Below are 25,725 nucleotides of genomic sequence, written 5' to 3'. Positions count from 1 at the left end.
AAGAGTTAGCCAAGTTCCGCCCCCTGAGACTGGTCCAGCTGTAAAAAGTGTGATATACGACTCCCACAGTCTGCTCAGTCGATTCACTTTTTTGAAAAATAATTTATAGTATCTGTTTTCATCATCAGTCCGGCCCTGAACAGCAATCATGAGGTCGGGGCTTATCTGAAAGCAATATGCAACTATGGAACATCTCCATCAAACTCTTAGCGAGCAGGAAGTCATTCAGTGGTTTGAATCCAACCTGCCTGTTGAAGACTATCGAAACAAGAGTATTCTGCTGATCGTACCCGATGCGACCCGCACGGCTCCTTTACCCCTGTTGTTTTCGACCTTTCATCGAATGCTCAGTCCTGTAGCAAAACGGATTGATGTCCTCGTGGCACTGGGGACACATCCTCCCATGCCTGAAAAAGACATTTGTCGGCTTCTGGGTATCTCTGAAGCAGACAGACAGGCTGAATACAGGGACGTCGGACTTTTCAACCATGAATGGGACCAACCTGACAAGCTTACACAAATCGGGACGCTCACGAAAGAGCAGACTTCACGAATCTCAGCAGGACTCCTGGAAATGGATGTCCCGGTCACCATCAATGCACGTATTAAAGACTATGATATCCTGCAGGTCATGGGCCCCGTCTTTCCTCACGAAGTCGTCGGCTTTTCCGGCGGTAGCAAGTATTTTTTCCCTGGTATTTCCGGCCCGGATCTTCTGAACTTCTTCCATTGGCTCGGTGCCTTAATCACCAATGTCGGGATTATCGGGGTCAAACAGACTCCGGTTCGCGAAGTCGTAAATCAGTCCGCCGCGATGATTCCCAACGAAAAACGCTGCATCACCTTCGTCGTGGCTCCTGACAGTTCGTTATATGGTCTGTTTTACGGCTCTCCTGAATCCGCCTGGGAATCTGCCGCTGACCTGTCTGGCCAGATCCATATTAAACGAAAGCCGAAGCCGTTCAAGCAGGTTTTGTCCTGTGCACCGTTGATGTACGATGAACTCTGGGTCGCCGGCAAATGTATGTACAAGCTGGAACCAGTGGTCGCCGATGATGGCGAACTCATCATCTACGCTCCCCACATGAAAGGAATCTCGATCACACACGGCAAGCTGATTGAAGAGGTCGGCTATCATGTCCGAGACTATTTCACAAACCAGTGGGATCAGTTTAAAGACTACCCCTGGGGCATCCTGGCACATTCGACTCACGTCCGGGGGACGGGGACCTTCGAAAACGGAATCGAACGTCCGCGGGTTCGCGTCACACTGGCATCGCAGATTCCTCCGGAACTGTGTGAGAAAATCAATCTCGGCTACCGGGATCCCGACAGCATCGACATCGAATCGTTTGCCGACCGGGAAGACGAAGGTATTCTGCTCGTCAGAAAAGCAGGGGAGCACCTTTACCGTCTCGAAGAGGAATAGCCTTGTCAGCTTAAAGAAGCAAACTTTCATTCGATCGACAACCATAAACATTCAAGAAATATTCGAAACAAAACCATGAATACACATTCTGAGAAATTTGAATTAAAAGCACGTCTGGAACTGGCTTTAACGGCATCAGAGAAAGCCAGTGACCTGATTATGCAGTATTACCAGTCTCCTGATCTCAAGGTCGATCGAAAATCTGATGACTCTCCGGTAACGATTGCTGATCGTGGTGCAGAAGAATTGCTTCGAAAAGAAATCACGCTCGCCTTTCCTGAAGACAGTATCCTGGGAGAAGAACTGCCACCCGTCGAAGGGACAAACGAGTTCAAATGGATACTCGATCCCATCGATGGCACCAAACCTTTCACACAGGGTGTCCCCCTGTTTGGGACGCTCATGGGACTGGAAGAGAACGGGAAACTGGTTCTCGGTGTCTGTCGATTCCCGGCTTTGAACGAAGTGGTTTACGCCATCAAGGGAGAAGGCGCCTGGTGGAAAATTCGAGATCAGGAACCTCGCCGCGCTCAGGTGTCTGATAAATCTCAGCTCTCGGAGTCCGTCTTCTGTACCACCACCATGACCCGCTGGGAAACGATTGGCAAACAGAAAGCATATGAATACTTCTGCCGCAACTCCTACCTCGCTCGCGGCTGGGGAGACTGCTACGGTCACATGCTGGTCGCCACCGGTCGTGCCGAAGTAATGATCGACCCTACCCTCAGCCCCTGGGATGCAGCCGCTCTGCTCCCCATCCTGGAAGAAGCCGGAGGACACTGGATCGATTTCGACGGCAACCCGTCCATCTACACTGGAAATGGCCTGGCAGTGAATGCGGCCCTGAAAGACGAAGTTCTGAAGATCATCGCTCAATAAACAGCCTGCTCTGTCGCTGTTCTGTACTGAAACGTGTCCAAATATCGTGCTGTTTGCCGTTTGGGGGCGTTTCAGCCTGCGATGAACCCAACTTCGTAATCCAGCAGCATAGACTGAAAATATTCGACTTGACGCCGCTGCGCCGCGAAACATGATAAGCGCTAAATTGGGTCGCGCGCGTGACCAGTTTACAGTGCACTGAAACACGCGACAGTTGTTCGTAGTCTGCACCCGTTTTTCGGTCCTTTTTTCCAGATTTTCAGTTCGCATAACCGCACCAGTTACCAATGTATGCCTGCGGGTCGCCGCACATCGCAGGCTATCACCACAGAACCGCCCCGGCATCGCAGCAGGTCGCGCCTGTGTCACCCTGTATCGCCACCCGATTTTGTTCAGATCCTCTTGACTCACTCGTGCCACTCCACAAAATAGTCCTTCATCACGGAAGCAGAAAAAACAGGCCATCAAAATACCTCCTGATACTCAAAGAAATCGCTTTCTCTCGGTCGAGCATTGATCTTCCGATACCGCGCGAACATTTCCGTATGAACAGAGAAGAAAAATACTCATCGTCAATTCTACCCGATCTCACCAGACCGCACGCAGATGAACAACCTGAACCAGATCAGGTCCCAGCAGCCGATTTCCGCCTCAAAACCAGTGATTTGAACTCCCATTGATCCATGTACCCCAAGTTTGCTACGATTGACTCAGCAAGGACTTAGCTACCAACATTCCGGAATCACACCGTAACATTCAGGGAAGAGACGATGGCCGGTTACACGGAACATATCAGCGTCAGCGGCTTACTGGGAATCGGCTACGGCACAGCCGCCAGCCTGTTCATGGGATTTACGCCGACACAGGGCATTCTGGCCGGTGTACTGACCTGGGTGGGTGGTATGCTGCCGGATCTGGATTCCGAAACAGGCCGCCCGATCAAAGAACTGTTCTCCCTGACCGCGGCTGTCGCCTCATTCGTTGCCATGCGTTGCATGATTCATAAAGGGGCCGACCCGGACAACGCGATTCTGATGGCCGTCGTCACCTATGCTGCCGTTCGTTATGGTGCCGCCGCCATCCTCAGTAAGTTTGCAGTCCATCGCGGTATGTTCCACAGCATCCCGGCATTGATCATCGCCGGGGAAACGGTCTTTCTGGCTTATTTCAGCGATTCCTTTACCGTCAAATTTCTGATGGCCGGTGGAATCTCGCTTGGTTTTCTCTCTCATCTGGTTCTGGATGAAGTTTACAGCGTGGAACGTAAGGGAGTGAGCATCCGATTGAAGAAATCCTCGGGCACTGCGATCAAATGGTTTGGAAAAGGTCTGTTTGGTAACGCCGTCGCCTATGCGATTCTCCTGACGATGACCTATATCACACTAGTCGATTCAGGGGTGCTCATCCCACCTCAACAGACTGCGCCCGTGGAAAAAATCGATGCCCCGGTCCAGCAGGCATCTCCCTTCAGAACGACAGAACGACTTTGATTCAACTGCACCTTGAACAGAAACGATGGAAACCTGCAGCGCAGACTCCTATAATCAGTATTCTGCCTGAATTGGTATATTCATTTATTCGGAATTCTGAGGACCGCACTCAATGAAAATCGCCGGCGTGCAAATGGATATTTCTCTCATGGACAAAGAGGGAAATCTGAGCCGTATAATCGAGAAAATCAAAGAGACTGCTGCCGCAGGAGCCAGTCTCACCGTGTTTCCCGAATGTGCGCTGACTGGTTATTGTTTTGCCAGCCTCGAAGAAGCCCTGCCTTATGCAGAATCGATTCCCGGTCCCTCCACCGACAGACTGCAGGAAATCTGTCGGGAACTGAACCACTCCGTCGTCGTCGGGATGCTGGAACAGGCAGAGCAGGGTGTGTATAACGCGGCTGTTCTGATTACACCGGAAGGTGTCCTGGGCAGCTATCGAAAAATTCATTTGCCCTACCTGGGAGTCGATCGCTTTGCGACCCCTGGCGACCGTGATTTTGCAGTTTACTCACATCCCGAAGCAAACATTGGTCTCAATATCTGTTATGACAGTGCGTTTCCCGAATCATCGCGTATCATGACGATCGAGGGAGCCGATCTGATCGTCCTGCCGACCAACTGGCCCACCGGCGCGAATCATGTCGCCGAGCATGCCATCAATACACGATCGATGGAAAACGGCATCTACTACTGTGCCATTAACCGCATCGGGGCAGAACGTGGTTTTGAGTTTATCGGCAAGAGTCGCATTACGGGTACGGCAGGAGAAACGATTGCCACATCCACAGGTACGGACCCGGAAATTCTCTATGCGATTATAGATCCGGCCCTGGCCCGCAATAAGCGGGTCGACCGTGTCCCCGATAAACATGTGATTCATCGCCTGGCCGATCGACGTCCCGAATTGTACGGCAAAATTACAGAGCCGCATGGACTCCAGCCCCCCAATCGGGACTGAATCACACCCCGGTAGCAGGTTGCCGCCTGGCAGCAGCTGATTGCCTGCGGATTGATTGCCTTGAATTCATCCTGTGCACGGGACGGCTTGGCACGAACTGTGCTCTTAAATCCGCTTCCGACCGTTACCGGCGACAGGCTCTCGATTACCGAACTTTACTCCCGAAACGACTTTCCTTTCGTGGAAAATGTATCTGTTCGCAATCGTTTTGTCCTGTGATGTATCAGAACCTTTACAATGCTTTTGTCTTTCTGATGGTTTCTCCGCTCCAGGTTGAGATGAAACTTTACACATGAAATCCAGACTGTATCAAAATCTGATCGCTGCATTGCTCCTGACCATTGCTACGGGAGCCTGTTTTTTGCCACTGGTAAGTCAGCCAGCCGACGTGCTGGTCGGACCTCAGAGTCAGGGCTATAACGACACGACCAGTCAGTTCATTGCCTTTAAAAGCTATCAGAAAATCTGTTGGGAACAGTTCCAGCAGCTTCCTTACTGGAATCCGTACTCACTTCTGGGCATGCCCTGGCTGGGAACGCCGCAGTCGTCCCTGTTCTATCCTGGTAACTGGCTGTTCTTTTTTACGAATGCCGTGAATACCATCAGCTGGTCGCTGGTGCTGCACCACTGGTGGGCCGGCCTGGGTGCCTTTCTACTGGGTCGAAAATATAAACTGAGTTTTTTCAGCGCGCTCCTGTCCGGGATCGTCTTTCTTGCCGCCCCCTATTTTCTGGCAAAAACAGGCGAAGGGCATTTCACATCAGTCACACAAATTTCCTGGTTCCCCTGGATCTTATATGGCTATGAACTCCTGCGGGAAGGCAGCAGAAAAGCGGTCCCACTCCTGGCAATTTTCATCTCACTCTCCTTCTTCTGTGGCCATGTTCAGGAACTGTACTACCTGCTGTTGTTTCTCAGCCTCTCCCTGACCATCGAATGCCTGGTGGATTTCATGCTGCAGAAACCCCAGACCAGCACCAGAGGCCAGGAAAAAATCACTTCTGACAGCCCCGTCACAATGAGTACGCCCGGTACAAGATTCAAAGGCTGGATATTAGTCAGCCTCTTTGTGGCCGGACTGGTCGCCATCGACCTGATCCCCGTTTTCATCTATACGAAGCAGGCGGTTCGCGCCAGCGGGATTGACATGGCTGCCTTGTACCAGGGAAGCTTGAATCGATACAGCCTCCTGCAGTTGATCGATCCGTTTGTGTGGGGCCACCCCGATCATTACCAGGGTCCTGGACAGTTTTACTGGGAAGCCCTCTGTTCGTTTGGCTGTCTGCCACTGTTGCTGGCTTTGCTGGGAACGGGGGTGTTCTTCCGAAATCGAAATGTTATTCGACTCACGCTGATCGGCCTGGCTGCCTTGCTGCTCGCCTTTGGTCCCCATCTCCCTTTCTATACACTGTGTTATAATCTGATCCCGGGATTCTCCATGTTTCGACTTCCCGTGCGTCTGCTCTGGCTCTGCTCACTGGCAGTCGCCATGCTGGCCGGATTTGGATGTGAATCCCTCTTTCGACTCTCACAGAGTCAGCACAGGAAGCTCTTGCGACTCATCATCGGCATTGGCTTGACCGCGGTCCTGCTGCTGGTGGGTTATCAGCTCTTCCAGTCCCAAGGCGAAATCACGTTCAATATGGGAACAAAACAGACATTCCGAATTCAACTCGCCTGGTTCTTTGCAGCAATCACGACAGTGTTCATAACACTCTTCCTGGCCAGTTTTTCCCGCAAATCAGCGATCGCGGGCACACTGCTTCTCAGCCTGATCTGCACCTGGGAACTCAGTACCCATGCGTATCAGATCCTGCGGACTGTTCCTCAAAGCTCATTCCGGGGAGAAACAAAACTGATTACGTTTCTCAAGGCAAACCTGGGCGAACATCGTGTGCTCGTAAACCAGAAACTACTCAGCGACCGCGAAGCCTGGCAACATCAAATCATGAAAATCCAGGGGTACGATCCGGTGCCGCTCACACGGCTCGGACTGCTGGCCGCGGCTGCGTTCCCGCAACCGGATGCCGCTGCGATGATGGCGGGATTCAAATCACCCGATCTCTTAACGGCAAGAAAGCCACTGCTGGATCTGATGAGCATCAAATATGTCATCCTGCAGACAGACCAGAAGCAGGAAATCGAGGGCTGGAAAACCATCGACCAGGGTACCATTCCTGAGGAGTTTCACCTGCAAAATTCGACACACGAACAGCTACCTTACCTGATACTGGAAAACCTGAATCCGCTCCCCCGGGCATACCTGACAGGAGATATAAAGCTTTTCAACGCCAATCAACCAGGTCAGAAAATCGTTGCGGCACTTTCAGAAGTTCAGCCACGCAATGAAGTCTTATTACAGCAGGATGTCCTGCCTCGTGGAAAACGCCAGGCTTTTTCCGTAGCAACGATCAGTCATGCAACTCCCAGTCAGTTGACAATCGAAGCCAGCCTGACTTCTCCCGGATACCTGATGATGTCTGATATCTACTATCCCGGCTGGACCGCACGAACAGGCAGTCAGGATCTACCCGTCCTGCCGGCTGATTACTCATTGAGAGCAATTCCTCTTCCAGCAGGCGAACATCAGATAGAACTGTCTTACATACCCCCCGGTTTTCAAATCGGGCGAATCATTTCGATCACAGCACTGGTTCTCTTACTGATCCAACTGCTTGGTGCGTTTCGTAAGCCTCACAGCAAACAGCCAGCATCAGCTGTTGCTGACCTCTGAGAATCAGCTTTTATTTGCCGGGTGTCGGTACAGAATCTCTTTTTTCCTGCTTTGATTTCTGACGTCGTGCAAATGCCTGTACCTGCTCCTCGGTCGGGATAAACCCTCTGCCGAAAATATCTCCCAGGGGACGATTGACCTGATGAACCAGGTAGCGTCCTGCCCGAAAGACAACAGGCTGAGACCAGGGATACGCGCCTTTCAAGCTGACAGGATAGGCGGGAGGCGTCAACTGGTCTGAATTTTGTGATATGGCGAGCGCCGTTTTCCTGTCAAAACCACTCTCCAGCAGATCAGTGACAATCATTTTCTGCGGGCTGGTTTTGACCGACTCCAGAATTTCTTCGCGATGGCTGGGGCAAAATATCAGGGTGGAATCAAAAAATACAAATCGGGTTGCCGGAGCAATAGAAAGCTCCGGATACAGGTAAATCAGAGTCGTGTTGTAACAATGCAACTCGTGATCTTTCAAATTTTGAGATTCTAAATAATCACGCACAGCGGCCAGATCTTCCCAGTCAACCTGAACCATCAAGGCCAGCTTTGCTTTGAGCTGTAAATCACTGGAATGGAAAACACAGGTCTGCCAGAGCCGAATTCGATCAGGTTTGAAATTGGGAAATGAGAGAACGACCATGCTGACAAACAGGACCATCCCAGTTTTCCAGACCAGGTTCAGGGGCTTTATTTGCACTCGCCTGGCCAGGTAAGAACCTGTCAGCACAATTGCCAGCAGATGAGAAGGGGGGTGTACATAATCAAATAAATGCTGAAAAGCATAAGACTGGAAGAGCCACCCCAGGTACATTAACGATAACAGAAGCGAATCGCGTTGCCCTGTCTGCATTGTTGAACGACGCTGTTTCCACTGTTTCCCGCACTGCCAGACTGTTGATAAAGCTAACGGAACCGCAATCAGTTGCAGCAGAAACCAGGGAAAAAACCGGTACAGAAACTGAGCAAATCGCATCGTATTCCAGCCGGTTTTTCGTGACTCAACATACTCCGGATTCCATTCAGTAAATGTTTCGTAGAACCAGGGCCAGGCGCCGGTCTGCCACAACCAGATAATTCCGACTGCTCCCAGAACTAATCCCCCCAGCAATAACCCAGATAAATCCACCAGCAGCTTGCGCGGCTGTCTCATTAAGAACCATGAGCCAAACCAGACGCACAGAGCGGGTACCGCCACAAATGGTTTAATCCAGAAAGCCGTTGCCCAGCACAACCCCTCCAGAAATGCCCATCCCCAGACAGAAGGCTGCGCGGTCTCAGAGACAGCCTGTTGATTTTCCAGAATGCGTTCCACCTGCTTCCGTCTTAACCAGAGTGCAGTCAAAGCCGGCAAGAGAATGAGTGTATCCCGCTGGAAGTGGCACCATTCCGAAAGCGAAAAATAGAACGCAAACAGAGTGATTCCGATCCAGAGCATCACAGAGACCGAGTTCTGATTCCGGCGATCCCAGCACATCAGCAGTAACACACTGCCACTGAAGATTAACAGGTCAACAATACGCAGGGCATCGGAACTCATTCCGATCAGCGGACGGATTAACATGTGTAACCAGATAATGCCTGGCATGTTCGTCTCGAATATGTCTTTATATAAGGTCCCGCCCTTAAGTGCTGTCTCAGCCTGCAGATCGTAAAACACAACATCGGTCGCAAGAGGCATCCTTATAAACAATGGTACACACAACACCAACAAGGCGACAAAGACCAACGCAGACACCCACGTAAAGACTGTGATCTGCTTGCCTGACTGATCCCCCATCACACATACTCCACATATACACACTAAAACGATGCATTCTGACCTGCCCAGAAGCAACACTATAGACAGCATAAGTAATACAGGTAAAATAAATATGTTAAAAGTAAGGCTTTTTCTCTGATTTCATGGGGAATTCTGAGGAGTTGTCCCGGTTGCACTGATATCCTGAGTGTTTCAGCATGACGCACCTTGCCTAACCCTGATTTTCTGCTGATTTACCCCCTCGACTTCTAATATCAAATTGAGACCAAGTGGATCCGGGACATCTATCAGAGTTAATCGAACTGGAAGAAACCTATTGGTGGCATGTCGCGAAACGCAAGCTGGTAATTGACATTCTGAGCAGGGAATACCCGGCTCCTGGTATTTTAATCGAAGGTGGAATCGGCGCCGCCCGAAATATTCTTGAGTTCAGTCAAATGGGATATGAAGTAGCTGGGTTTGATCTGATGCAGGAGTCCGTCGATTATGGCCGTGCGCGTGGATTAAAGAATCTCTCAGTCCATGAATTGAGTCAACCCTGGCCGGTAGCTCCGTCTTCTGCCAAAGTCATAGTATTACTCGATATGATGGAACATATGAAAGATCCCGTTCAATTACTGAAAAATGCAGCAGAAGCATTGTCGGATGAGGGCGGCATCATCATTACCGTCCCCGCCTATCCACTTCTGTTCTCAAATTGGGATCAAAAGCTGGGCCACCACTGCCGTTATACGAAAAAACTCTTTCGTCAAAATGCTGAGCAGGCTGGACTCAAGGTAAAATGGCTGACTCACTGGAATTCGTTTACACTGCCCGCTGCCATTCTCAGCAGGGGAGCCGACCGGATACTCAACCGAAACCCGGATGAGACACCTCGCTTCACACGGGTTCCTCATTACGTAAATCGTCTGCTGCTGACCTGTGCCGGGGTGGAACGCAAGTTAATCCATTTAACAGGTGTCCCATTTGGTCTTTCACTGGTAGGGGTATTGGTCAAATGAATCACTCAATTCCTGCAGCTGACTTCACCGAAAGAAAAGCAATCAACGAGATTCTCATCTCGGTGGTTTTACCTGTTTTTAACGAGCAGAATGTGTTGCCCCAATTGTTGCAGTCTGTGGAAGAATCCCTCCAGCAGATTGACTGCTGTTATGAGATCATCTTTGTCAACGATGGCTCCGCAGATCAAAGTGGCGCAATTCTGAATGATCTGGCAGAACTCAACTCCCGGATCAAGGTCCTGCACTTTGCTAAAAATTTCGGACATCAGGCCGCCGTACAGGCTGGTTTATTACATTCGACCGGTGATGCAATCATCATTATGGATTCGGATATGCAGGATAGCCCGTCGGCCATCATTGACTTTGTGGAAGCCTGGCAGGCCGGGTTTGATGTCGTCTATGCCATTCGCACGGAACGCAAAGAAAATCTCGTAAAACGCTGGGCATTCCATGCGTTTCATAAAACATTGAATCTGATCGCGAATACCCACATCCCCAGGGATGCCGGAAATTTCGGATTGATCGACCGTAAGGTCGCAATCCAGATTGCAAAACTGAACGATCGTGATCGCTATTTTCCAGGCTTACGTTCCTGGGTCGGGTTTCGGCAGACCGGTGTGACCGTGGAACGACTGGCCCGCTATGATAACACGCCACGTGTATCGTTCCTCCATCTTTGTCGGCTGGCAAAAACGGCGATCTTTTCGTTCTCGTTCCTGCCATTGACCATTTTTTACCTCATCGCAGCGCTCTCCGCTGTAGTGTGTACGCTGGTAGTCAGTTTTGTTCTTTACCATAAGCTGTTTACCGGGCTGGCAATTCCTGGCTGGGCTTCAGTCACCATTACTGCATCATTTTTTGGTGCACTCAATGCACTGGGGATTGGTATTCTGGGTGAATACGTCACGCGTATTTACGACCAGGTCAGAGCCCGTCCCATGTTTATCGTCAACACGAAAACCAATTTTGATTTTCCGGACACCGAAGTGCCGCTCTTTTCGAGCAACAAAGAGGATGCAGCAGGCGCCAGTCAGGATCAGGAACTTTCACAGCAGTCCTGAAATCGTCTCACACAACTATTATTGTGTGGTATGTCTGACGATGCTTCCGGAATCCTGGAACCGGGAAACCGGTTTTTCATTTACCTGCTGGTTCCGTCCCACGCCTGTGCTCTGTGTTGTATGCAGCAGGCGCGGCCTGAAGACAACCATCAACAGCATAGGCAGATACCAGAGCAGATAAACGCTTCCCTGCTGCGGATACCACAACAGGGTGGCAATAATAATCGCCGTTGTGTGCGACATGAGATGGCCTAAATTCTTTCTGCGGGGCCAGATGGTCAGACAGATGATCAGCAGCAGAAAGACCACAAACACAGGGATGCGATAGGCAGAATCATACGCACTCCAGAAGCCTGGAATCTGTTGCCCCCCCTGAAACTTGATCACGGACCAGTCGATAGAACCTATCGTCTGCTGGGTAAATGAGAGCCGATCAACTGAAGTCAAAATCAGGCTTCCCACCAGCACGATTCCAACCACACTTCCTGAAAGCACAAATCGCTTCAGACCATTCTTCCAGTAGTAGCTGGCCCACAACGGTAAGAGAAAGACCGGAAAAAACATCGCTCCACAGGCCAGGCCCATGAAGATACCGGACAAGATCGGTTGCTTATATGTCACAAACGCCCAGACCAGCAGTGCCGCCGGTAAAACATGGTTCGCTTTACTCACATCATAGGCAGTACAAGGCAGCAGAAGATACAACAGTGCCATCGCCAGCCCCACTTGGGTATCCGCAAAATGTACTTTTCCCATGATGATCAGTCCCACGATGACAAAGGCATGGGCCAGGATCGACATGATCCGTGCTGCCAGCGTGGAATGATCCAGCGAAGAAGGGCTGGTACTCGTCACAGGACTGGATCCCTGGACAACCGCATTTGAAAGAGGCACAACTGGCGCAGCCAGCAGTCGGGCCGTGGGGCCAGCCTCGGGAGGTGTTTTTTGTTGCGCTGCACTCACATCCTGCATGCTGAGCAGTCTGTCTGCCTGCTGGACAGTCTGGATCGTTTCCGGCGCAGGAATTTCCGTAAACACACGAACGATGAAAAAGGCAAAGATCGAGATACAGAGAAACGCCATCCCAAAACTGTTGAGATTCTGCTCGCCCCGGGGACGCCTCTGAAAGAAACAGTCGACACACATGCGAATGACGAACAGTCCCGTCCCTGCGAACAGCCAGATATTTCCCAGTACCGGTCGGTCACTTAAAAATAACAGCCCCGGTGAGATGGAAAGCAACAGCACCAGGTCCAGATTGCGCAGCGAAAGAATCCGGTCAAATCGGAAAAAGACCGCTAGAGAGAGCAACAGGGAAAGATAAAACCATGTTGCCTCACTTACGTAATAATCAGGTAAGATATGGTTCATACAAGAATACCGCCAGTGATGAGAATATATCACCAGTCGAATCATTGAGTCCGAGTTTCAAACAGGTCCCCTTGTTATCACTCAAACTTAGTACCAGCACGCATTCCGAATTCATTTCTGAAGACTCAGTCAAACTGCTGGATCGAAAATATCAGCGTCTATTGTTCACACATTTTTCATTTTAACCAGCCGATAATTGGATTTTTCTCAAGATCGTTCGGATTTCACTCGTAGAACACCTTACTCGTACACATCCCGTACAGTAAGCCAAGCAGTAAAGATCACATCCATTTCCCTCTCCCGGACCCAGACTACCTTTGACAAGTTAGTAAGAGACCATAAATTCTGCTTCGACGCATAAATATTCTTTGAAATATGATTCTAATCTGACATCATATTAAGGCACACATCTCCGTTTTATTCATCACACCATGGAGGATGAGCATGCCGATTCTGAAAAACCGATGGTGGTACACATTCGCATCAATCTGGTTTCTGCTTGCAGCAAGTCTGCCGGCAGCCGAACAGGCAGGTCCGATACCGGAGATCTCGCAGTCAGCCGCTGCCCGTCTCAAAAAACTGCCCTCACAAAAAGGGATCTGTGTGGTACTCGGCTTGCCGGCAGAAAAGCAGGGCTCTATCTTGATCGAACTGATTCGCAATTCAGAGTTCCAGATTTTTTTTCAGTCGGATTCTGCTACAGACGTAACCCAGGTCAGACACCTGGCTGAAAAAAACGGGTTTCTTGGCAATCGAATCTTTGCAGAACACGGCCCGATCCAGTCGCTGGCCCTGGCCAGTAATCTGGCTGATGTCATCTTGGTCGAAAAAACGGCAGACCAGCAGGTATCACAAACCGAACTTCTGCGCGTGTTACGTCCACAGGCAATCGCTTACCGCGCTGATTCAGAATTGAAAAAACCTGTTCCCTCCGGGAATGACGACTGGAACCATCCTTACCATCGCCCGGATAACAATCCCCAGTCGACCGATCAGAATGCGCGCGCTCCCTACCGAACCCAGTTCCTGGCAGATCCGAAGTTCTCTCCCATGCCCGAAGTTTCCGTTGCAGCGGGTGGCAAAGTTTTCAAGGCGTTTGGACACATTGCTCACAAGGAAAACCAGAACGCGATCCTGAATACGCTGATGTGCATCAATGCCTTTAACGGAACCATCCTCTGGAAACGTCCGCTGCCGGAAGGTTTCATGATTCACCGCAATACGATGATCGGCACTGACGACGCCTTGTACATGGCTGACAATGAGTCCTGTAAAATCATTGACAGTGAAACTGGTGAAATTCGTGACGAAATCAAAATTGGTAAAGAGCTGGCGGATGGCCCTGTCTGGAAATGGATGGGCATGCAGGACGGAGTTCTTTATGCCCTGATCGGCAACGAAGAAGTCAAAGTCGATACGCAAAAATCAGCCCGGCGGGGACTGGGACACTGGCCTTGGGGCATGTGGAAAGGGCACGACTATTCCGATCCGAAGCAGGCCTTTGGGTTCGGTCGCACTTTCGTCGCAATCAACCTGGCAGACCAAAATATCCTCTGGAATTACCAGGAAAAAGATTACATCGACAGCCGAGGCGTCTGCATGAAAAATAATCGCCTCTTTTATTACTGTCCGGACAAATTTCTGGGATGTCTCAACACGAAAACCGGGAAACAACTCTGGAAAAACAGTGATGAAAAATTACTGGCGTCCATCGGTTCCAATCAGAAAGCCCAGCATTATGTCACCGGTTACGCGACCACGACCTACCTGAAGTGCAGCGACGACTATCTGTTCTTTGCAGGACCACAGCGTCTGCATCTCGTTTCGGCATCCGCCGCGGATGGCTACATGCTGTGGGAAAAAGAGCACGGGAACCTGCAACTGGTGCTGCGTAATGACGGCATCTATGCAGCGGGCCCCAAAGAAACCGGGATGAAACTGGATTACGCCACGGGCAAAAAGCTGGCGTCTTTGCCCACACGTCGTGCCTGCACGCGTGCTACCGGCAGCGTCGACAGTATTTTCTTTCGCACACGCGGCGGCACCGTCCGGCTGGAAACTGCCTCCGATACCGCGCAACATATCGCTCCCATGCGGCCTCCCTGTCAGGACGGCGTCATCGTCTCCAACGGCCTGCTTTACTGGGGCCCCTGGATGTGCGGTTGTGAACTGTCCCTTTACGGACACATCTGCCTGGGACCCGAGAAAAATTCAGCAGCTGCCACACAAAATATTCCACCGCGTCGAACAGTTTATACAAATCAGCTCGATGCCGTAGAATCTCTGGCGGATCATTCCGCAGCCTGGCCTGCCTATCGCGGTGACCAGCATCAGTCATCGACAACCCAAATCCCGGTTCCAAAGCAAACCCACCCTGCCTGGTCAACACAGGTCACAAAATCAGCGCTGCTGACGGCTCCTGTGATCGCAGGGAACATGATCTTCCTCGCTGACCGAAGTGGTGTCATCTACGCGTATGACAGGGAGGGAAAACTACTCTGGAAACAATACACGGGCGGCGCGATTTTTTATCCTCCCACAGTCAGCAAAGACCGCCTGTATGCAGGTTCTGCCGATGGTCGTGTTTACGCATTTGCCGCAAAGACAGGACAGCCCCTCTGGTCATTTCGCGTTGCGCCTGAACAACGCTGGATCCCCGTTTATGGAAAACTGATCTCCACCTGGCCCGTCGCCGGGGGTGTTGTCGTTCATGACGATACGCTCTATGCCGCTGCTGGAATTGCTCATTTTGATGGCACACACCTGGTTGCCCTGGATCCCATCACGGGAGAACTCAAGCAGGAAAACAATACCTCCGGCGTCTTGTCGCCCACCGTCAACAGCGGCATCAGTCTGCAGGGCAGTCTGTTTATCGATGAAGGCGAACTCCGCTTTCTAGCCGGAGGCGTGTATGAAATTGCCCGCTATGACCTGCAGACGTTAAAATGCCTGAATACGCCCCGCACGGAAGTGCAGTCTCAGTTCAGAACCGCTTTCTATCCCTACTACCCGGAGTACGGAAAATATCTCTCGATTGAACATACCCTGGCAGACCGCCGGGAACTGGTGCACGATGCCAGTTATGAGGGAAGCGTGTTTACCAACCTGACATTGAAAGAAGCGTTGCCTCCCGGCGCTCCCCAGGAGAAAAAAGAGGTTGCCCGCTGGCTGAGTATGCGGGCCCGACGCACAGGAGAAAGCTTCAAACGCAAAAATATCTGGGAAGATCAGCAGCAGCGCCGGTTTACCAGCTTCATTGTTTCTCCCGAAGTACTGCTGACCGCCGGTCATCCTGATGAACAACCGGAGGCTCCCTTCCTGACAGCCATTGATATCGAACAGGGAACCGATCTCTGGTCGCATGCCTTGCCCGCCCAGGCGGTGAAGGGGGGAACGGCAATCAATGTCGATGGCAGCATCATCGTTTCTCTGGAAAACGGCCAACTCCTCTGCTTTCAGGCAGATTAAAAACGGAATTGCTACAATCGGGCAGCGTGACTTTCCGTCGGGTGGAAAATCCGTTAGTTTAGCCTGAAACACAGGTTAATCGGCACACGCGCTTATCATTACGCAATCATGGTACTGCGAAGCGTTCCCGCAAACCCGCTCAAAACTGTATCGACTCATTCTCAGAAATCAGATTGTCATGACTGCGACCGTAAAACTATATCTGCCCCAACGAATTCTGGAGCCCTTGAACTACCCGAACGGCGATTCTTCAGTCAGTCTGGGTACACTCGAACAAATTTCACCCGCTTCACTGACGCGGACAGAACTGGTTTCCCTCTTTGAAAGTTCAACCGACGAGTATGTCGGTTTTGTCGATGCCCCTCAACTGACCCAGGCAGACCTGGACCAGTTGTTGGCCCTCGATCCAGGTCAGCTGCAGGCAGGAGTCTGTCTGCTCCCATTCTCTGCTTCCGAGCCACTGATACAGACATATCAGACACTGCCTCCGCAGGCGGCAGCATTAGCGATGAACCCACTTCCTCATGCCGGCATCCTGATTCGAAAAACAGACTTTCTCAGCCTCAATCATCTGCCGGACTCTCTGGATCCACTCTGGCAGACGTTGATCCTGCTGGCTAAACAGAAAGTCCCGTTTCAATTGATCGAAACTGAAACCCCTCTTACTGTGGAAAGTAATGATCCCGGTTCTCTCCCGGAATTAGCGCCTTCTCTACCAGGCCCTGACAGAAAATGGCTGCTGGACCTGTTACGGGGATATAATCCTCAGCAGGATCTTCCTTCGATTACATCGTCAGCGGATGCAACCGCGCTCAAAGCCGGCTTGCTCTGTCTGCATGACTATCTGGACGAAAGCCACGAATACTCACAGTCCGTCCAAAGCCAGGGCAGGCACGGCGCAGGCGATTACTGGCATCACATCATGCACCGCCGCGAACCCGATTACTCCAATGCCAAATACTGGAGCAGGGCAGTCGGCTACCATCCGTTACATGACGAACTGCCGACAGCGGTAGAGCCTCTGTTTGAACAGTATGCAGGCCTCTCTCACGTCGCCTCCTGGAAGCCAAAATTAGTCCAAAACAAACGCTGGCTTTTAAATGCTTTTGTTGACTGCTGCCAGGAGTGTGAAAACAGCCAAGATCCGGAACTGAATACCTTTGCCCGTCAGGTCCAGTGGCTGGAAATGCTGCTGTTACTGCAGAAAACATCTCATGACGCGATAAGTAGTTAAGTCAAATCGCGTTTTTTCGGTTTCTGCCCGGTTGAGATGCCGAAACAAACCACTTTTACAGGCACCTATGCCAGGCAGAATCGGAATTCACCCGATTTGGGACGTTAAATTCTGTTGACAGCCGCGTTTGCGAGGTTATGATTTAATTACTTACCGCTCAATCCTCCTGCGACTCCTGCGGGCAAACCGAGTGGATATCCATCCATGGGATCTCCTCCGAGAACTGTTTTCGCAGGTGCCATCATACAGGAATGATAACCTACCGACTGGTCTTTTCCTTTACACCAGCTGAGCATACCTGGCAGTGCATACCTGATTGAAACATCCCATTTACGCTGGTGTTCATTTTCGGTGAAGTCTTCTTCTGTTACCATTTCACCGAACGAACCTGATTACTCCATTGTAATGTAATCGTCTACTCGACTGATTCATAGAAGTTAACGGGACTCACAGTATGTTTGGCTTTCCAGGCTGGATTGAAATCACCATCATTTTAGTAATTATTCTGCTTCTGTTTGGTAAGCGTTTACCTGGAGTGATGAATTCACTGGGTAGAAGTATCGTCGAATTCAAGAAGGGCTCTCAGGAAGGAGCCGATGACGAAGGGGATTCATCCCGTATTCAGTCGCAAGACTCAAAACAGGACAACCCGCCAAACTGATCGATCACCCGGATTTTATCGTTTTACTCTCAACCACAAGATCCCAGGATCAGGGGGAACCAACTGATGTTTCCCCCTCAATACCTTAGTCATAAAAAGAGGTAAGAAAATGTTTCAGACAATCACACACATCACACCTGTTCCCGCTTTTCTGGGAATGCCCGGCGGTTATGAAATGATCATCGTCGGCATCATTGCTCTGCTGCTGTTTGGTAAGCGTTTACCGGAAGTCGCACGCAGCCTGGGCAAAGGCATTGTCGAATTCAAAAAGGGCGTCAGTGGCATCGAAGACGAAGTGAACCAGGCATCCTATTCACATTCACAGCCTGAAACACCACGTCCCACACCATCGGAACGATCTGATGAATTCACGGCTCCCAAGTTTGAAGTTCCCAGCTCTGAACCCAAGTCGGAAGAAAAATCGGAACAGGCCTGAGCTGCCTGGCGGCTGTAAGTCTGATTGAACAGGCTTAATAGGGAGACGCCTTACTCAGCACTTCCACATCAACGATTCTCCCGGAGGGCTTGGTTAAATCCAGGATAATCGGCTGGGATGTGACTTCCTGTGAAACATTGCCGGCGGCATCCCGGGCAATCACCTGAAGGTAAAATTTCGAAGGATTGCCTGGTCGAACAGACCAGGTAAACCGCCCCTGATCCTCCTGCCAGTCAACGATGGGCTCCCAGGGGCCCCCTGGTTGCGTCGAGAAATTGATGGCAATCGATTTCTCTGCAGGGTTCTGATCACTCATGGCCCACGAGATCGTCACCTTATTCGCTTCTCCACCCAGTCCCTGTACCACCGGATTCAATTTCAAAGCAGGTGCCGTCCGGTCAACCACGATGACCACATCGGGCTTCTCACCAGACTTGGGTAATGCATCTGCCAGACCGACACCACTTCGCACGCGCAGGGAGAATCCATAAATCCCATCGTGGGGCACTTCGACATGGAAGGGGCTCTTTTTATCCGGGTCTTCGCCGTATTTATACCACTTCTGGCCATTGTCCTCTGTGATATAGAGCTCAACGGCGCCAATCCCCGAGGGCCCGACTTCGTCGACCTCGAATCCAATCTGGAATTGCGTCCCATTCAACACCTGCTTGCGTTCTGCAGCCCAGTTTTGTGTGGGTGTCTGAGGATAGCGGTTTTTAGCGTAATTCGGACGCTTCTCCGGATCATCGGTAACAAAATGATTCTTGACCTGCCCCTGACCGGGTTGCACTCCCGGTTCGACCTGGTCAAATCGTTTTTGCTGGGGAAAAACACTGGGAAGCTGACGGTTTGCCAGAGGTGTCTGTGAGTCCAGACTATGTGGTTGCGTGGGTTGAGTTGTCGCATTCTCGCCGGAATAAGGCGCCAGTGTTGCCGGCTCGGATTGTGTCAGACTGTTATCAGGCATCGTTCCCTGAGCGATAGGCTGATTAAAATCGGGAAGATCCTGTTTGGGTTTGGGAATCGTAGTGCGACTGGCGGCGGCAACGACCCGAATCTGTTTCTGACTGCTGCCGGTATTATCAGCCCTGTCTTTGATCACGCCCCGCACAGAGACCACACCACCTTGTGAAATTGACCAGGTTGTCTGGCCTTTACCGTGGGGCGCTACAATCACACGCTGCCAGTTCTGGCTGCCATTCTGGGCGTATTCCAGAACCAGTTTGGTCGGATCCAGGTTCTGATCTTCGGCATTCCAGATCAATTGAACTTTGCCCGGGGAGATCTGTCGCAGATCCAGATCCAGCTGCGGAGGCGTTGTGTCAATCACAACCCGTAAACCGGGTTCGAAGACACGCCCGGAAGGATGGAGCTGATTTTGGGCATCCAGCGTCCGAACAGAGAACCAGTATTCCCCATCCTGAGTTGCTTTAAAGGGAAATTTACGAGTTGAAGGTGGCACCGACTGCTGATGATTCCAGGTCACTCCCCGGTCAGTCGAGACATACAGTCTGATTTCCCGTGCACCCAGTCGATCAATTTCAGCCTGATCATAATGGTAGGGGATCCGAAACTGGGTTTTACTGGTAAATACGGGAGACGAAGGGGCAGCTGCCGAAGCGGAATTCGATTGAAATCCCCCAAACAAGCAACTGACTACCAGTAATGTAAATAGTCTCATGCCAATGCACCTCCCTGCCTGAAGAACACTTTTTCTCGTGATCCCGGCCTGGAGTCCCTCCTGAGATGGTGTGAATTTTACTAACAGTCAATTCACCGGGTACAAAGCATGTATCTCGATCCCTGACAGCATCTCTCGACGAACGTAGTGTATGTCAAACTGAATGAGACGCAACACCAGGAAATACGCGCACTGGTAAACCGAAGATTGACTATCTAGCCATATCGTCAATTCAGTTCGTATGACTTGAGACGATCTTTCGGGTTAAAGCAGAAGCGCAACAGGAGAAAACGTGAGGAATTCTTCCTGTTGTGAAGAGAAATCCCCCGGCAAAAGAGGTGGTAATTACCCTTTGCGCAGCTCTTTAATTTTACCCATATACTCAGCGGTCAACTTCTGAATGCCATCCAGATCACCCGCTTCAACCATTTGTGAAGTGACCAGTGAGCTGCCCAGTCCCACAGCACAGGCACCGGCTTTGAGATAAGCAGGCAGGGTTTCCAGATCGACGCCTCCGGTGGGCATCAGTGGGATCTGGGGCAGAGGACCATGCAGTGCTTTCAGATAGGCGGGTCCTCCCACAAAAGCAGGAAAGACTTTAATAATATCTGCGCCTGCTTCCCAGGCCATTAAGACTTCCGTCGGCGTGAAAGCCCCCGTCATAATCAGTTTGTCATACCGGTTGCATAAATCGATGACATCGGTATTCACGGTGGGAGTCACAATGAATTCCGCACCGGCAAGAATTGCTGCCCGGGCTGATTCCGTATCAAGCACGGTTCCCGCTCCCAGCAGGATCTTATCGCCCAACTCCCGTTTGGTCTGTGCCAGAATGTCGAGCACACCAGGCACGGTAAACGTAACTTCGATTACATCCAGTCCGCCGGCATAAATTGCTTTGGAGACATCAACCAGTAATTCTCCCGAGGAGGCACGAATAATAGCGACCGCACCACGATCTAAAACCTGCGTTAAATCTGCATGACGACTCATCTGCTGTTTACCTTAATTATTGTAACGGTTTGGAGGGATTCTTGATCAGCCCTGAAATGAAAACTGCTCGGCAAATTCCAGAATCCAAAGGTCCATCAGGTCCTCAAAAGACTGCATATCAGCTTCGGCGATAAACTGATAATGAGAACGATTATAAATTTCTTTGTTCCGAATCGTGGCTTTGGCAACCAGTTCAAGGATATGCGTTTCTGTGAAAGGGCGAACGATCATTTCCAGGCGGCTGTAAAGCGTCCGTGCCTGTTTGCCGGAATTCAGGCTGACATCGTCACGCGTAATTTTCGAACCCCAGCCTTCTTCCCCCATCAGGGTATTGAACTGAAATCCGGGAAAATGATCGGCCAGTTTTTTCAGGCAGCTGTCGATATGATCCGTCAGTTCCAGGCGGTATTTTAAATGAAGATTCCGAAACTCTTCCTCAGTCATCTTTTTACCGACTTCCTGCCGTATTTCTTCATCTTTGGCGGCGCGCCCTTTATTGATGGCATGCTGAAGGCGTTTCTCAAAGTCCATTCAAAATCCTCAAATTCTATCGATCTGTATTAAAATGTATTAAAAACATCAGCCTGACCTGTTGTCAGTCAAACCGGGAATTGTAATTGATGTCTGATTTGAAAGTCGATCATAAAATTGAACCGTTCAGGATGCAATGCAAGCGGTCTGCAGACCTCACAGGCAATTTTCCCTCTGGTTCCAATTCGAAATCGCAACTGTCAGAATTCCTGAACCATGCTATTCTCCCATGCCAGGTAAAATCAGTCAAATCACAAGTCACATTATACTTACGGTAAGTTCGACAATGTAATTTTTACGATTCAACCTGCATTCCTCGCCGACGGGCAGAATTTGGAGCTGAACTTCTACAAAGACTGGGAAGACCTGATGATTTTATCAGCCCCCGATTCAACGACACAATTGACGCTGGAAAAGCAGGCTTTTTTACCAAGAACAGCGAATCTGCCACTAGACACTCCTGTTTCCCAGTAATCCTATTTCTGTTTCTTATCGTAAACTGACCATTTTTGGCGCGTGAAATGCTTATTCTCGCATATACTGATACTGACCTGAGACTCGAGAAGACTTGCCTCGTTCTGACTTGTCCCTAATAATAACGACAGTCCGTTCGTTAAAACATCGAGTCCATCGCCGCAGACCATTGATCATGCGTCGTACTTTTCAGTCAGTATTCTAGGGAAGGCAGGAAGACTTTACTCTCTGCCTGAATTACAGTGATTTTCATTTTTTTAACTTTGGGAAATCAGGCGGATAAACAAAAGCTGTTCAAGGAACTGCTGGGGGACCGTCTCGTGGAATGGATCCTGGCAGTCTTCATTGTCAGTTTTTTGATTTGGTTGATCGTATGGATCGTAGGACGTTTTCGGGAAAATGAGGATCGTCATGTGGATGCCCGTGAATTACTTATGCAATTCGCAGAAATGCAGCGAGAAGGTGACCTTACCGACGACGAATTCCGATCCATCAAAAAGCGACTCGTTGCACCAGCCAAACCCGGCCTGGAAAAGGACGCCGTTGATGCAAATTCTGATCAGGCTGAAATTAACAATCAGTCGGATCAGCAATAACTGTCAGCGGTTCCTCTTAATGCAAATAGAATTAGATCACTTTTTTTTATCCGATAACGGCCTCTTAGAAATCGATATCGATTCTTATCAGGAATCCATTTCAAAATTTATTTTACCTATCGAGTGATTTGCACGGAGGCAGAATCAAAACTCACTGGACGTTGATCGCCATTATTTAGTTGACACCGTTGAAGGGAAGCTATGCCCACCGGACGAGATATCACCTCTGGAAAACGTAATTCTTCTGGGAAGAAAAACGCGAACTGTTCTTTTTGCAGAAAAAGCTATCGTGAAGTGGGGCCCCTGGTAGAGGGACCCGATAACGCGTATATCTGTGGCGAATGTATTGAAGTTTGCCAATCCATTCTGGAACAGGAACACCGCCGCAGAGGCACCACCAAAAAACTGTTCAAGAATGTTCCCACACCAAGGGAAATTGTAACACACCTCAACGACTATGTGATTGGCCAGGAACGAGCCAAGAAAGTCATGGCGGTTGCTGTTCACAATCACTACAAACGACTGATGCACTCTGAAGAAGAGGGCTCGGACGTTGAACTGGATAAATCCAACATACTGCTGATTGGTCCTACCGGATCTGGTAAGACCCTGCTGGCCAAAAGTCTGGCCCGCTACCTGCAGGTCCCCTTTGCCATTGGGGATGCCACCACGCTAACCGAAGCCGGTTATGTGGGCGAAGATGTTGAGAACCTGTTACTCAAGCTGTTACATGCCGCCGATTTCGATGTCGAAGCTGCCCAGCGTGGTATTTTATTCATCGACGAAATAGACAAGATCGGCAAAACCAGCCAGAACGTCTCCATCACCCGGGATGTTTCCGGCGAAGGCGTTCAGCAGGCGTTGCTGAAAATGCTGGAAGGGACCGTTGCCAATGTGCCTCCGCAAGGTGGTCGCAAACATCCCGAACAGCAGTATATTCAGCTCGACACCAGTAACATCCTCTTTATCTGTGGCGGTACCTTTGTGGGACTGGAAGATATTGTCGGGAAACGACTGGGGCGAAAAACAATCGGTTTCGGACAGAATAACCAGCAGAAGAAAGTACAGGAACGGTCTAAAAATGACCTGCTGGCACAGGCATCCGTGGATGACGTGCTGGAATTCGGTCTGATTCCGGAACTCCTGGGACGTCTGCCCGTACTCTCTTCTCTCTCCCAGCTCGGCGAGGGAGACCTTGTACGTGTTCTGACCGAACCCAAGAATTCTCTGGTCAGGCAGTTCCAGAAATTCTTCGAAATGGAAAAGGCCGAACTGGAATTCACTGACGGTGCACTGCACGAAATCGCCCGTATTGCTCAAAAGAAAAATACGGGAGCACGTGGCTTACGCAGTGTCATTGAACAGGCCATGTTCGATATCATGTACGAACTTCCCGAACAGGAAGCCGGCAAGAAATATGTGGTCACTCCGGAAATCATCCAGGGTACTGAACAACTTTTCCCCAGTGATGACTCTGCAGCCGCATAGACTTGCGTCAGCAGGGGGCCTATAATAGATCCAACGATCAACTAATTTCCCGCCGAAGCCTTACTTCGGCGGGTTTTCTTACGTGTGGTAGAGTCATGAAAATTCGTTTGAGTGTTCAAAGTTCGTCCCCTAAAACTAAAACCATGACGCTCACAAAAACGACTTTGATCGGAAGAGCTGCTGACTGCGATATCAAGCTGAAATCCGATCTGGTCAGCCGGCACCACTGCAAAATATTCCTGACCGGTTCTGTAGCCCTGGTCCATGATCTGGGCAGTTCCAATGGTACCTTCATTGATGGTCAGAAACTGACTCCGAAACGGGACACCAAGCTGATTCCCGGCTGCCTGCTGTCGATTGCCGACGTCAATTTTCAGGTCGACTACGATCCGCAAGTCTTTGTCGACGTCGGCTCGACAATCAACCTCAAATCACTGGAGGGGATCTTACCGGAAAATACTCTGACAGCAGTTTCTGATGATGTACGGTCACTGGACATTCCATTGCCGGAGCATCAAAAAAAATCGAGCGAAACGGCAACCATTGATGAGTACGTACCAGATCAGAGTTCTTCAGAAAATAAAAAGACCATTCAATTTCCAGAAATTGAACTAACGGATAAAATGGATCAAAACTGAACTCCATCAATCCGTTTCTGAAAGACTCATTCATGTCCGATAACGACGTACAAGAGTTGTTAAAACTCAGCAAGCAACTTCTGGATTCCATCGACCATAAAGACTGGAACACCTACACCAGTCTCTGCGATGAAGAGCTGACCGCCTTTGAACCGGAAGCCAGGGGGCACCTGATTTCAGGGATGGATTTCCATCGCTTTTATTTCGACATGAATCCCACGGGCAGGCCGCGCCAGTCGACCATCAGTTCGCCCATGGTCTCAATCATGGGCGAAGTCGCCCTCATTACTTATGTCCGCATTGTCCAGGCAATCGATGAACATGGCCACGATTCCAGTGCTGCCTGCGAAGAAACCCGCATCTGGCAGAAACAGGATGGGGAATGGCAACACGTCCATTTTCATCGCTCCACAATCTGAAAATACCCGGTAACCAATTATGACAAAACCAGCATCCCAGGTACTCATTCTCTGTTCGGACATCATGTTTTCGAGCCAGATTACCGGGGCCGCCCGACAGTTGGAATACACATTCTGTACCGTGCTCAGCACGCGTCAGGCCCTGGCGCAACTGGATGACACCATTCGCCAGGTTCTGCTGGTGGATCTCAACCAGCCCTCATTAAACTGGGAACAGCTGAAATCAATCCACCAGGAGCATCCCGCTCTCATCAGTGTCGCGTTTGGACCGCACGTGGATGTCGAAAAACTCGAAGCTGCCCGGGAAGCAGGCTGCTCAGAAGTCATGCCGCGGAGCAGATTCTCTGCACAACTTCCTCAGATCCTGGAGTCTGCGCTCGCTGAAGAGTTGTAAATGAATTCAGACCGAATCATATCTAACCAG

At 50.3% G+C, this 25,725-nt stretch carries 22 protein-coding genes; 16 read left to right on the top strand and 6 right to left on the bottom strand.

Annotated elements, in window-relative coordinates; translation table 11 throughout:
- The first annotated feature begins 184 nt into the window (after positions 1 to 184).
- The 5 genes from GmarT_RS11935 to GmarT_RS11910 all read left to right on the top strand — a co-directional run bounded on the left by GmarT_RS11935 (position 185) and on the right by GmarT_RS11910 (position 7,493).
- Positions 185 to 1,429 (top strand): lactate racemase domain-containing protein, encoded by a 1,245-nt coding sequence (locus tag GmarT_RS11935; RefSeq protein WP_002648192.1) that lies wholly within the window; start codon positions 185 to 187, stop codon positions 1,427 to 1,429.
- Positions 1,430 to 1,504: 75 nt separating this feature from the next.
- The gene (locus tag GmarT_RS11930; RefSeq protein WP_002648193.1) at positions 1,505 to 2,308 is read left to right on the top strand and encodes an inositol monophosphatase family protein; all 804 of its coding nucleotides are present in this window, start codon (positions 1,505 to 1,507) and stop codon (positions 2,306 to 2,308) included.
- 770 nt (positions 2,309 to 3,078) lie between these two features.
- Positions 3,079 to 3,798, top strand: coding sequence for a metal-dependent hydrolase (locus tag GmarT_RS11920; protein WP_002648194.1), 720 nt, complete (start codon positions 3,079 to 3,081; stop codon positions 3,796 to 3,798).
- 112 nt (positions 3,799 to 3,910) lie between these two features.
- Positions 3,911 to 4,759, top strand: a complete 849-nt coding sequence (locus GmarT_RS11915) for a carbon-nitrogen hydrolase family protein (protein ID WP_002648195.1) — start codon at positions 3,911 to 3,913, stop codon at positions 4,757 to 4,759.
- Between the two features lie 292 nt (positions 4,760 to 5,051).
- The gene (locus tag GmarT_RS11910; protein WP_002648197.1) at positions 5,052 to 7,493 is read left to right on the top strand and encodes a YfhO family protein; all 2,442 of its coding nucleotides are present in this window, start codon (positions 5,052 to 5,054) and stop codon (positions 7,491 to 7,493) included.
- A gap of 10 nt (positions 7,494 to 7,503) precedes the next feature.
- Here GmarT_RS11910 and GmarT_RS11905 read toward each other — a convergent pair whose 3' ends face one another.
- Complete coding sequence (locus GmarT_RS11905; RefSeq protein ID WP_002648198.1) at positions 7,504 to 9,267, bottom strand: hypothetical protein; 1,764 nt, start codon at positions 9,265 to 9,267, stop codon at positions 7,504 to 7,506.
- Between the two features lie 251 nt (positions 9,268 to 9,518).
- Here GmarT_RS11905 and GmarT_RS11900 point away from each other — a divergent pair, with 251 nt between their 5' ends.
- Positions 9,519 to 10,250: a class I SAM-dependent methyltransferase gene (locus GmarT_RS11900; RefSeq protein ID WP_002648199.1), complete on the top strand. Its 732-nt coding sequence runs from the start codon at positions 9,519 to 9,521 to the stop codon at positions 10,248 to 10,250.
- The gene (locus tag GmarT_RS11895; RefSeq protein ID WP_002648200.1) at positions 10,247 to 11,311 is read left to right on the top strand and encodes a glycosyltransferase family 2 protein; all 1,065 of its coding nucleotides are present in this window, start codon (positions 10,247 to 10,249) and stop codon (positions 11,309 to 11,311) included. The genes GmarT_RS11900 and GmarT_RS11895 overlap by 4 nt, the downstream gene beginning before the upstream one ends.
- Positions 11,312 to 11,329: 18 nt before the next feature.
- Here the strand turns inward: GmarT_RS11895 and GmarT_RS11890 are convergent, their stop codons facing one another.
- Entirely contained in the window at positions 11,330 to 12,682 is a 1,353-nt protein-coding gene (locus tag GmarT_RS11890) for a glycosyltransferase family protein (protein WP_002648201.1), read from the bottom strand.
- A 444-nt stretch (positions 12,683 to 13,126) separates the two neighbouring features.
- Here GmarT_RS11890 and GmarT_RS11885 point away from each other — a divergent pair, with 444 nt between their 5' ends.
- Both GmarT_RS11885 and GmarT_RS11880 read left to right on the top strand, forming a co-directional pair.
- The gene (locus tag GmarT_RS11885; RefSeq protein WP_002648202.1) at positions 13,127 to 16,150 is read left to right on the top strand and encodes a PQQ-binding-like beta-propeller repeat protein; all 3,024 of its coding nucleotides are present in this window, start codon (positions 13,127 to 13,129) and stop codon (positions 16,148 to 16,150) included.
- Between the two features lie 178 nt (positions 16,151 to 16,328).
- Complete coding sequence (locus tag GmarT_RS11880) at positions 16,329 to 17,384, top strand: hypothetical protein (RefSeq protein ID WP_002648203.1); 1,056 nt, start codon at positions 16,329 to 16,331, stop codon at positions 17,382 to 17,384.
- Between the two features lie 146 nt (positions 17,385 to 17,530).
- Here the strand turns inward: GmarT_RS11880 and GmarT_RS11875 are convergent, their stop codons facing one another.
- Positions 17,531 to 17,758: a hypothetical protein gene (locus tag GmarT_RS11875; protein WP_002648204.1), complete on the bottom strand. Its 228-nt coding sequence runs from the start codon at positions 17,756 to 17,758 to the stop codon at positions 17,531 to 17,533.
- 80 nt (positions 17,759 to 17,838) lie between these two features.
- On the opposite strand from GmarT_RS11875, the gene GmarT_RS11870 reads away from it, so the two are divergent.
- Together GmarT_RS11870 and GmarT_RS11865 are read left to right on the top strand one after the other, a co-directional pair.
- On the top strand, positions 17,839 to 18,045 hold the full coding sequence (locus GmarT_RS11870; RefSeq protein WP_002648205.1) for a Sec-independent protein translocase subunit TatA/TatB: 207 nt from the start codon (positions 17,839 to 17,841) through the stop codon (positions 18,043 to 18,045).
- Positions 18,046 to 18,154: 109 nt separating this feature from the next.
- The gene (locus GmarT_RS11865) at positions 18,155 to 18,481 is read left to right on the top strand and encodes a Sec-independent protein translocase subunit TatA/TatB (protein ID WP_002648206.1); all 327 of its coding nucleotides are present in this window, start codon (positions 18,155 to 18,157) and stop codon (positions 18,479 to 18,481) included.
- A 34-nt stretch (positions 18,482 to 18,515) separates the two neighbouring features.
- Here the strand turns inward: GmarT_RS11865 and GmarT_RS11860 are convergent, their stop codons facing one another.
- The 3 genes from GmarT_RS11860 to GmarT_RS11850 all read right to left on the bottom strand — a co-directional run bounded on the left by GmarT_RS11860 (position 18,516) and on the right by GmarT_RS11850 (position 21,686).
- Positions 18,516 to 20,162 (bottom strand): hypothetical protein, encoded by a 1,647-nt coding sequence (locus GmarT_RS11860; protein WP_149302751.1) that lies wholly within the window; start codon positions 20,160 to 20,162, stop codon positions 18,516 to 18,518.
- A 345-nt stretch (positions 20,163 to 20,507) separates the two neighbouring features.
- Entirely contained in the window at positions 20,508 to 21,155 is a 648-nt protein-coding gene (locus GmarT_RS11855) for a bifunctional 4-hydroxy-2-oxoglutarate aldolase/2-dehydro-3-deoxy-phosphogluconate aldolase (RefSeq protein WP_002648287.1), read from the bottom strand.
- Between the two features lie 45 nt (positions 21,156 to 21,200).
- Positions 21,201 to 21,686 carry a hypothetical protein gene (locus GmarT_RS11850; protein ID WP_002648288.1) on the bottom strand — a complete coding sequence of 162 codons (486 nt, stop codon included), beginning with the start codon at positions 21,684 to 21,686 and terminating at the stop codon, positions 21,201 to 21,203.
- Between the two features lie 716 nt (positions 21,687 to 22,402).
- On the opposite strand from GmarT_RS11850, the gene GmarT_RS11845 reads away from it, so the two are divergent.
- The 5 genes from GmarT_RS11845 to GmarT_RS11825 all read left to right on the top strand — a co-directional run bounded on the left by GmarT_RS11845 (position 22,403) and on the right by GmarT_RS11825 (position 25,695).
- Positions 22,403 to 22,756, top strand: coding sequence for a hypothetical protein (locus GmarT_RS11845; protein WP_002648290.1), 354 nt, complete (start codon positions 22,403 to 22,405; stop codon positions 22,754 to 22,756).
- A 201-nt stretch (positions 22,757 to 22,957) separates the two neighbouring features.
- A complete protein-coding gene (gene clpX / locus GmarT_RS11840) occupies positions 22,958 to 24,244 on the top strand; it encodes an ATP-dependent Clp protease ATP-binding subunit ClpX (RefSeq protein WP_002648291.1) in 1,287 nt (428 codons plus the stop codon).
- A 95-nt stretch (positions 24,245 to 24,339) separates the two neighbouring features.
- On the top strand, positions 24,340 to 24,882 hold the full coding sequence (locus GmarT_RS11835) for an FHA domain-containing protein (protein ID WP_081459580.1): 543 nt from the start codon (positions 24,340 to 24,342) through the stop codon (positions 24,880 to 24,882).
- Between the two features lie 32 nt (positions 24,883 to 24,914).
- Entirely contained in the window at positions 24,915 to 25,301 is a 387-nt protein-coding gene (locus GmarT_RS11830) for a DUF4440 domain-containing protein (protein WP_002648293.1), read from the top strand.
- A 19-nt stretch (positions 25,302 to 25,320) separates the two neighbouring features.
- Entirely contained in the window at positions 25,321 to 25,695 is a 375-nt protein-coding gene (locus tag GmarT_RS11825) for a DNA-binding transcriptional response regulator (protein WP_002648294.1), read from the top strand.
- Positions 25,696 to 25,725 lie beyond the last annotated feature (30 nt).

Origin of the sequence: Gimesia maris, from assembly GCF_008298035.1 — a bacterium.
Taxonomy (GTDB): Bacteria; Planctomycetota; Planctomycetia; order Planctomycetales; family Planctomycetaceae; genus Gimesia; species Gimesia maris.
This window is presented reverse-complemented; position numbering and strand designations above follow the sequence as displayed.

Coding starts and splice junctions, on each gene's coding strand:
- GmarT_RS11935 (WP_002648192.1), top strand. CDS start 185: ATGGAACATCTCCATCAAACTCTTAGCGAGCAGGAAGTCATTCAGTGG.
- GmarT_RS11930 (WP_002648193.1), top strand. CDS start 1,505: ATGAATACACATTCTGAGAAATTTGAATTAAAAGCACGTCTGGAACTG.
- GmarT_RS11920 (WP_002648194.1), top strand. CDS start 3,079: ATGGCCGGTTACACGGAACATATCAGCGTCAGCGGCTTACTGGGAATC.
- GmarT_RS11915 (WP_002648195.1), top strand. CDS start 3,911: ATGAAAATCGCCGGCGTGCAAATGGATATTTCTCTCATGGACAAAGAG.
- GmarT_RS11910 (WP_002648197.1), top strand. CDS start 5,052: ATGAAATCCAGACTGTATCAAAATCTGATCGCTGCATTGCTCCTGACC.
- GmarT_RS11905 (WP_002648198.1), bottom strand. CDS start 9,267: ATGGGGGATCAGTCAGGCAAGCAGATCACAGTCTTTACGTGGGTGTCT.
- GmarT_RS11895 (WP_002648200.1), top strand. CDS start 10,247: ATGAATCACTCAATTCCTGCAGCTGACTTCACCGAAAGAAAAGCAATC.
- GmarT_RS11890 (WP_002648201.1), bottom strand. CDS start 12,682: ATGAACCATATCTTACCTGATTATTACGTAAGTGAGGCAACATGGTTT.
- GmarT_RS11885 (WP_002648202.1), top strand. CDS start 13,127: ATGCCGATTCTGAAAAACCGATGGTGGTACACATTCGCATCAATCTGG.
- GmarT_RS11880 (WP_002648203.1), top strand. CDS start 16,329: ATGACTGCGACCGTAAAACTATATCTGCCCCAACGAATTCTGGAGCCC.
- GmarT_RS11875 (WP_002648204.1), bottom strand. CDS start 17,758: ATGGTAACAGAAGAAGACTTCACCGAAAATGAACACCAGCGTAAATGG.
- GmarT_RS11870 (WP_002648205.1), top strand. CDS start 17,839: ATGTTTGGCTTTCCAGGCTGGATTGAAATCACCATCATTTTAGTAATT.
- GmarT_RS11865 (WP_002648206.1), top strand. CDS start 18,155: ATGTTTCAGACAATCACACACATCACACCTGTTCCCGCTTTTCTGGGA.
- GmarT_RS11860 (WP_149302751.1), bottom strand. CDS start 20,162: ATGAGACTATTTACATTACTGGTAGTCAGTTGCTTGTTTGGGGGATTT.
- GmarT_RS11855 (WP_002648287.1), bottom strand. CDS start 21,155: ATGAGTCGTCATGCAGATTTAACGCAGGTTTTAGATCGTGGTGCGGTC.
- GmarT_RS11850 (WP_002648288.1), bottom strand. CDS start 21,686: ATGGACTTTGAGAAACGCCTTCAGCATGCCATCAATAAAGGGCGCGCC.
- clpX (WP_002648291.1), top strand. CDS start 22,958: ATGCCCACCGGACGAGATATCACCTCTGGAAAACGTAATTCTTCTGGG.
- GmarT_RS11835 (WP_081459580.1), top strand. CDS start 24,340: ATGAAAATTCGTTTGAGTGTTCAAAGTTCGTCCCCTAAAACTAAAACC.
- GmarT_RS11830 (WP_002648293.1), top strand. CDS start 24,915: ATGTCCGATAACGACGTACAAGAGTTGTTAAAACTCAGCAAGCAACTT.
- GmarT_RS11825 (WP_002648294.1), top strand. CDS start 25,321: ATGACAAAACCAGCATCCCAGGTACTCATTCTCTGTTCGGACATCATG.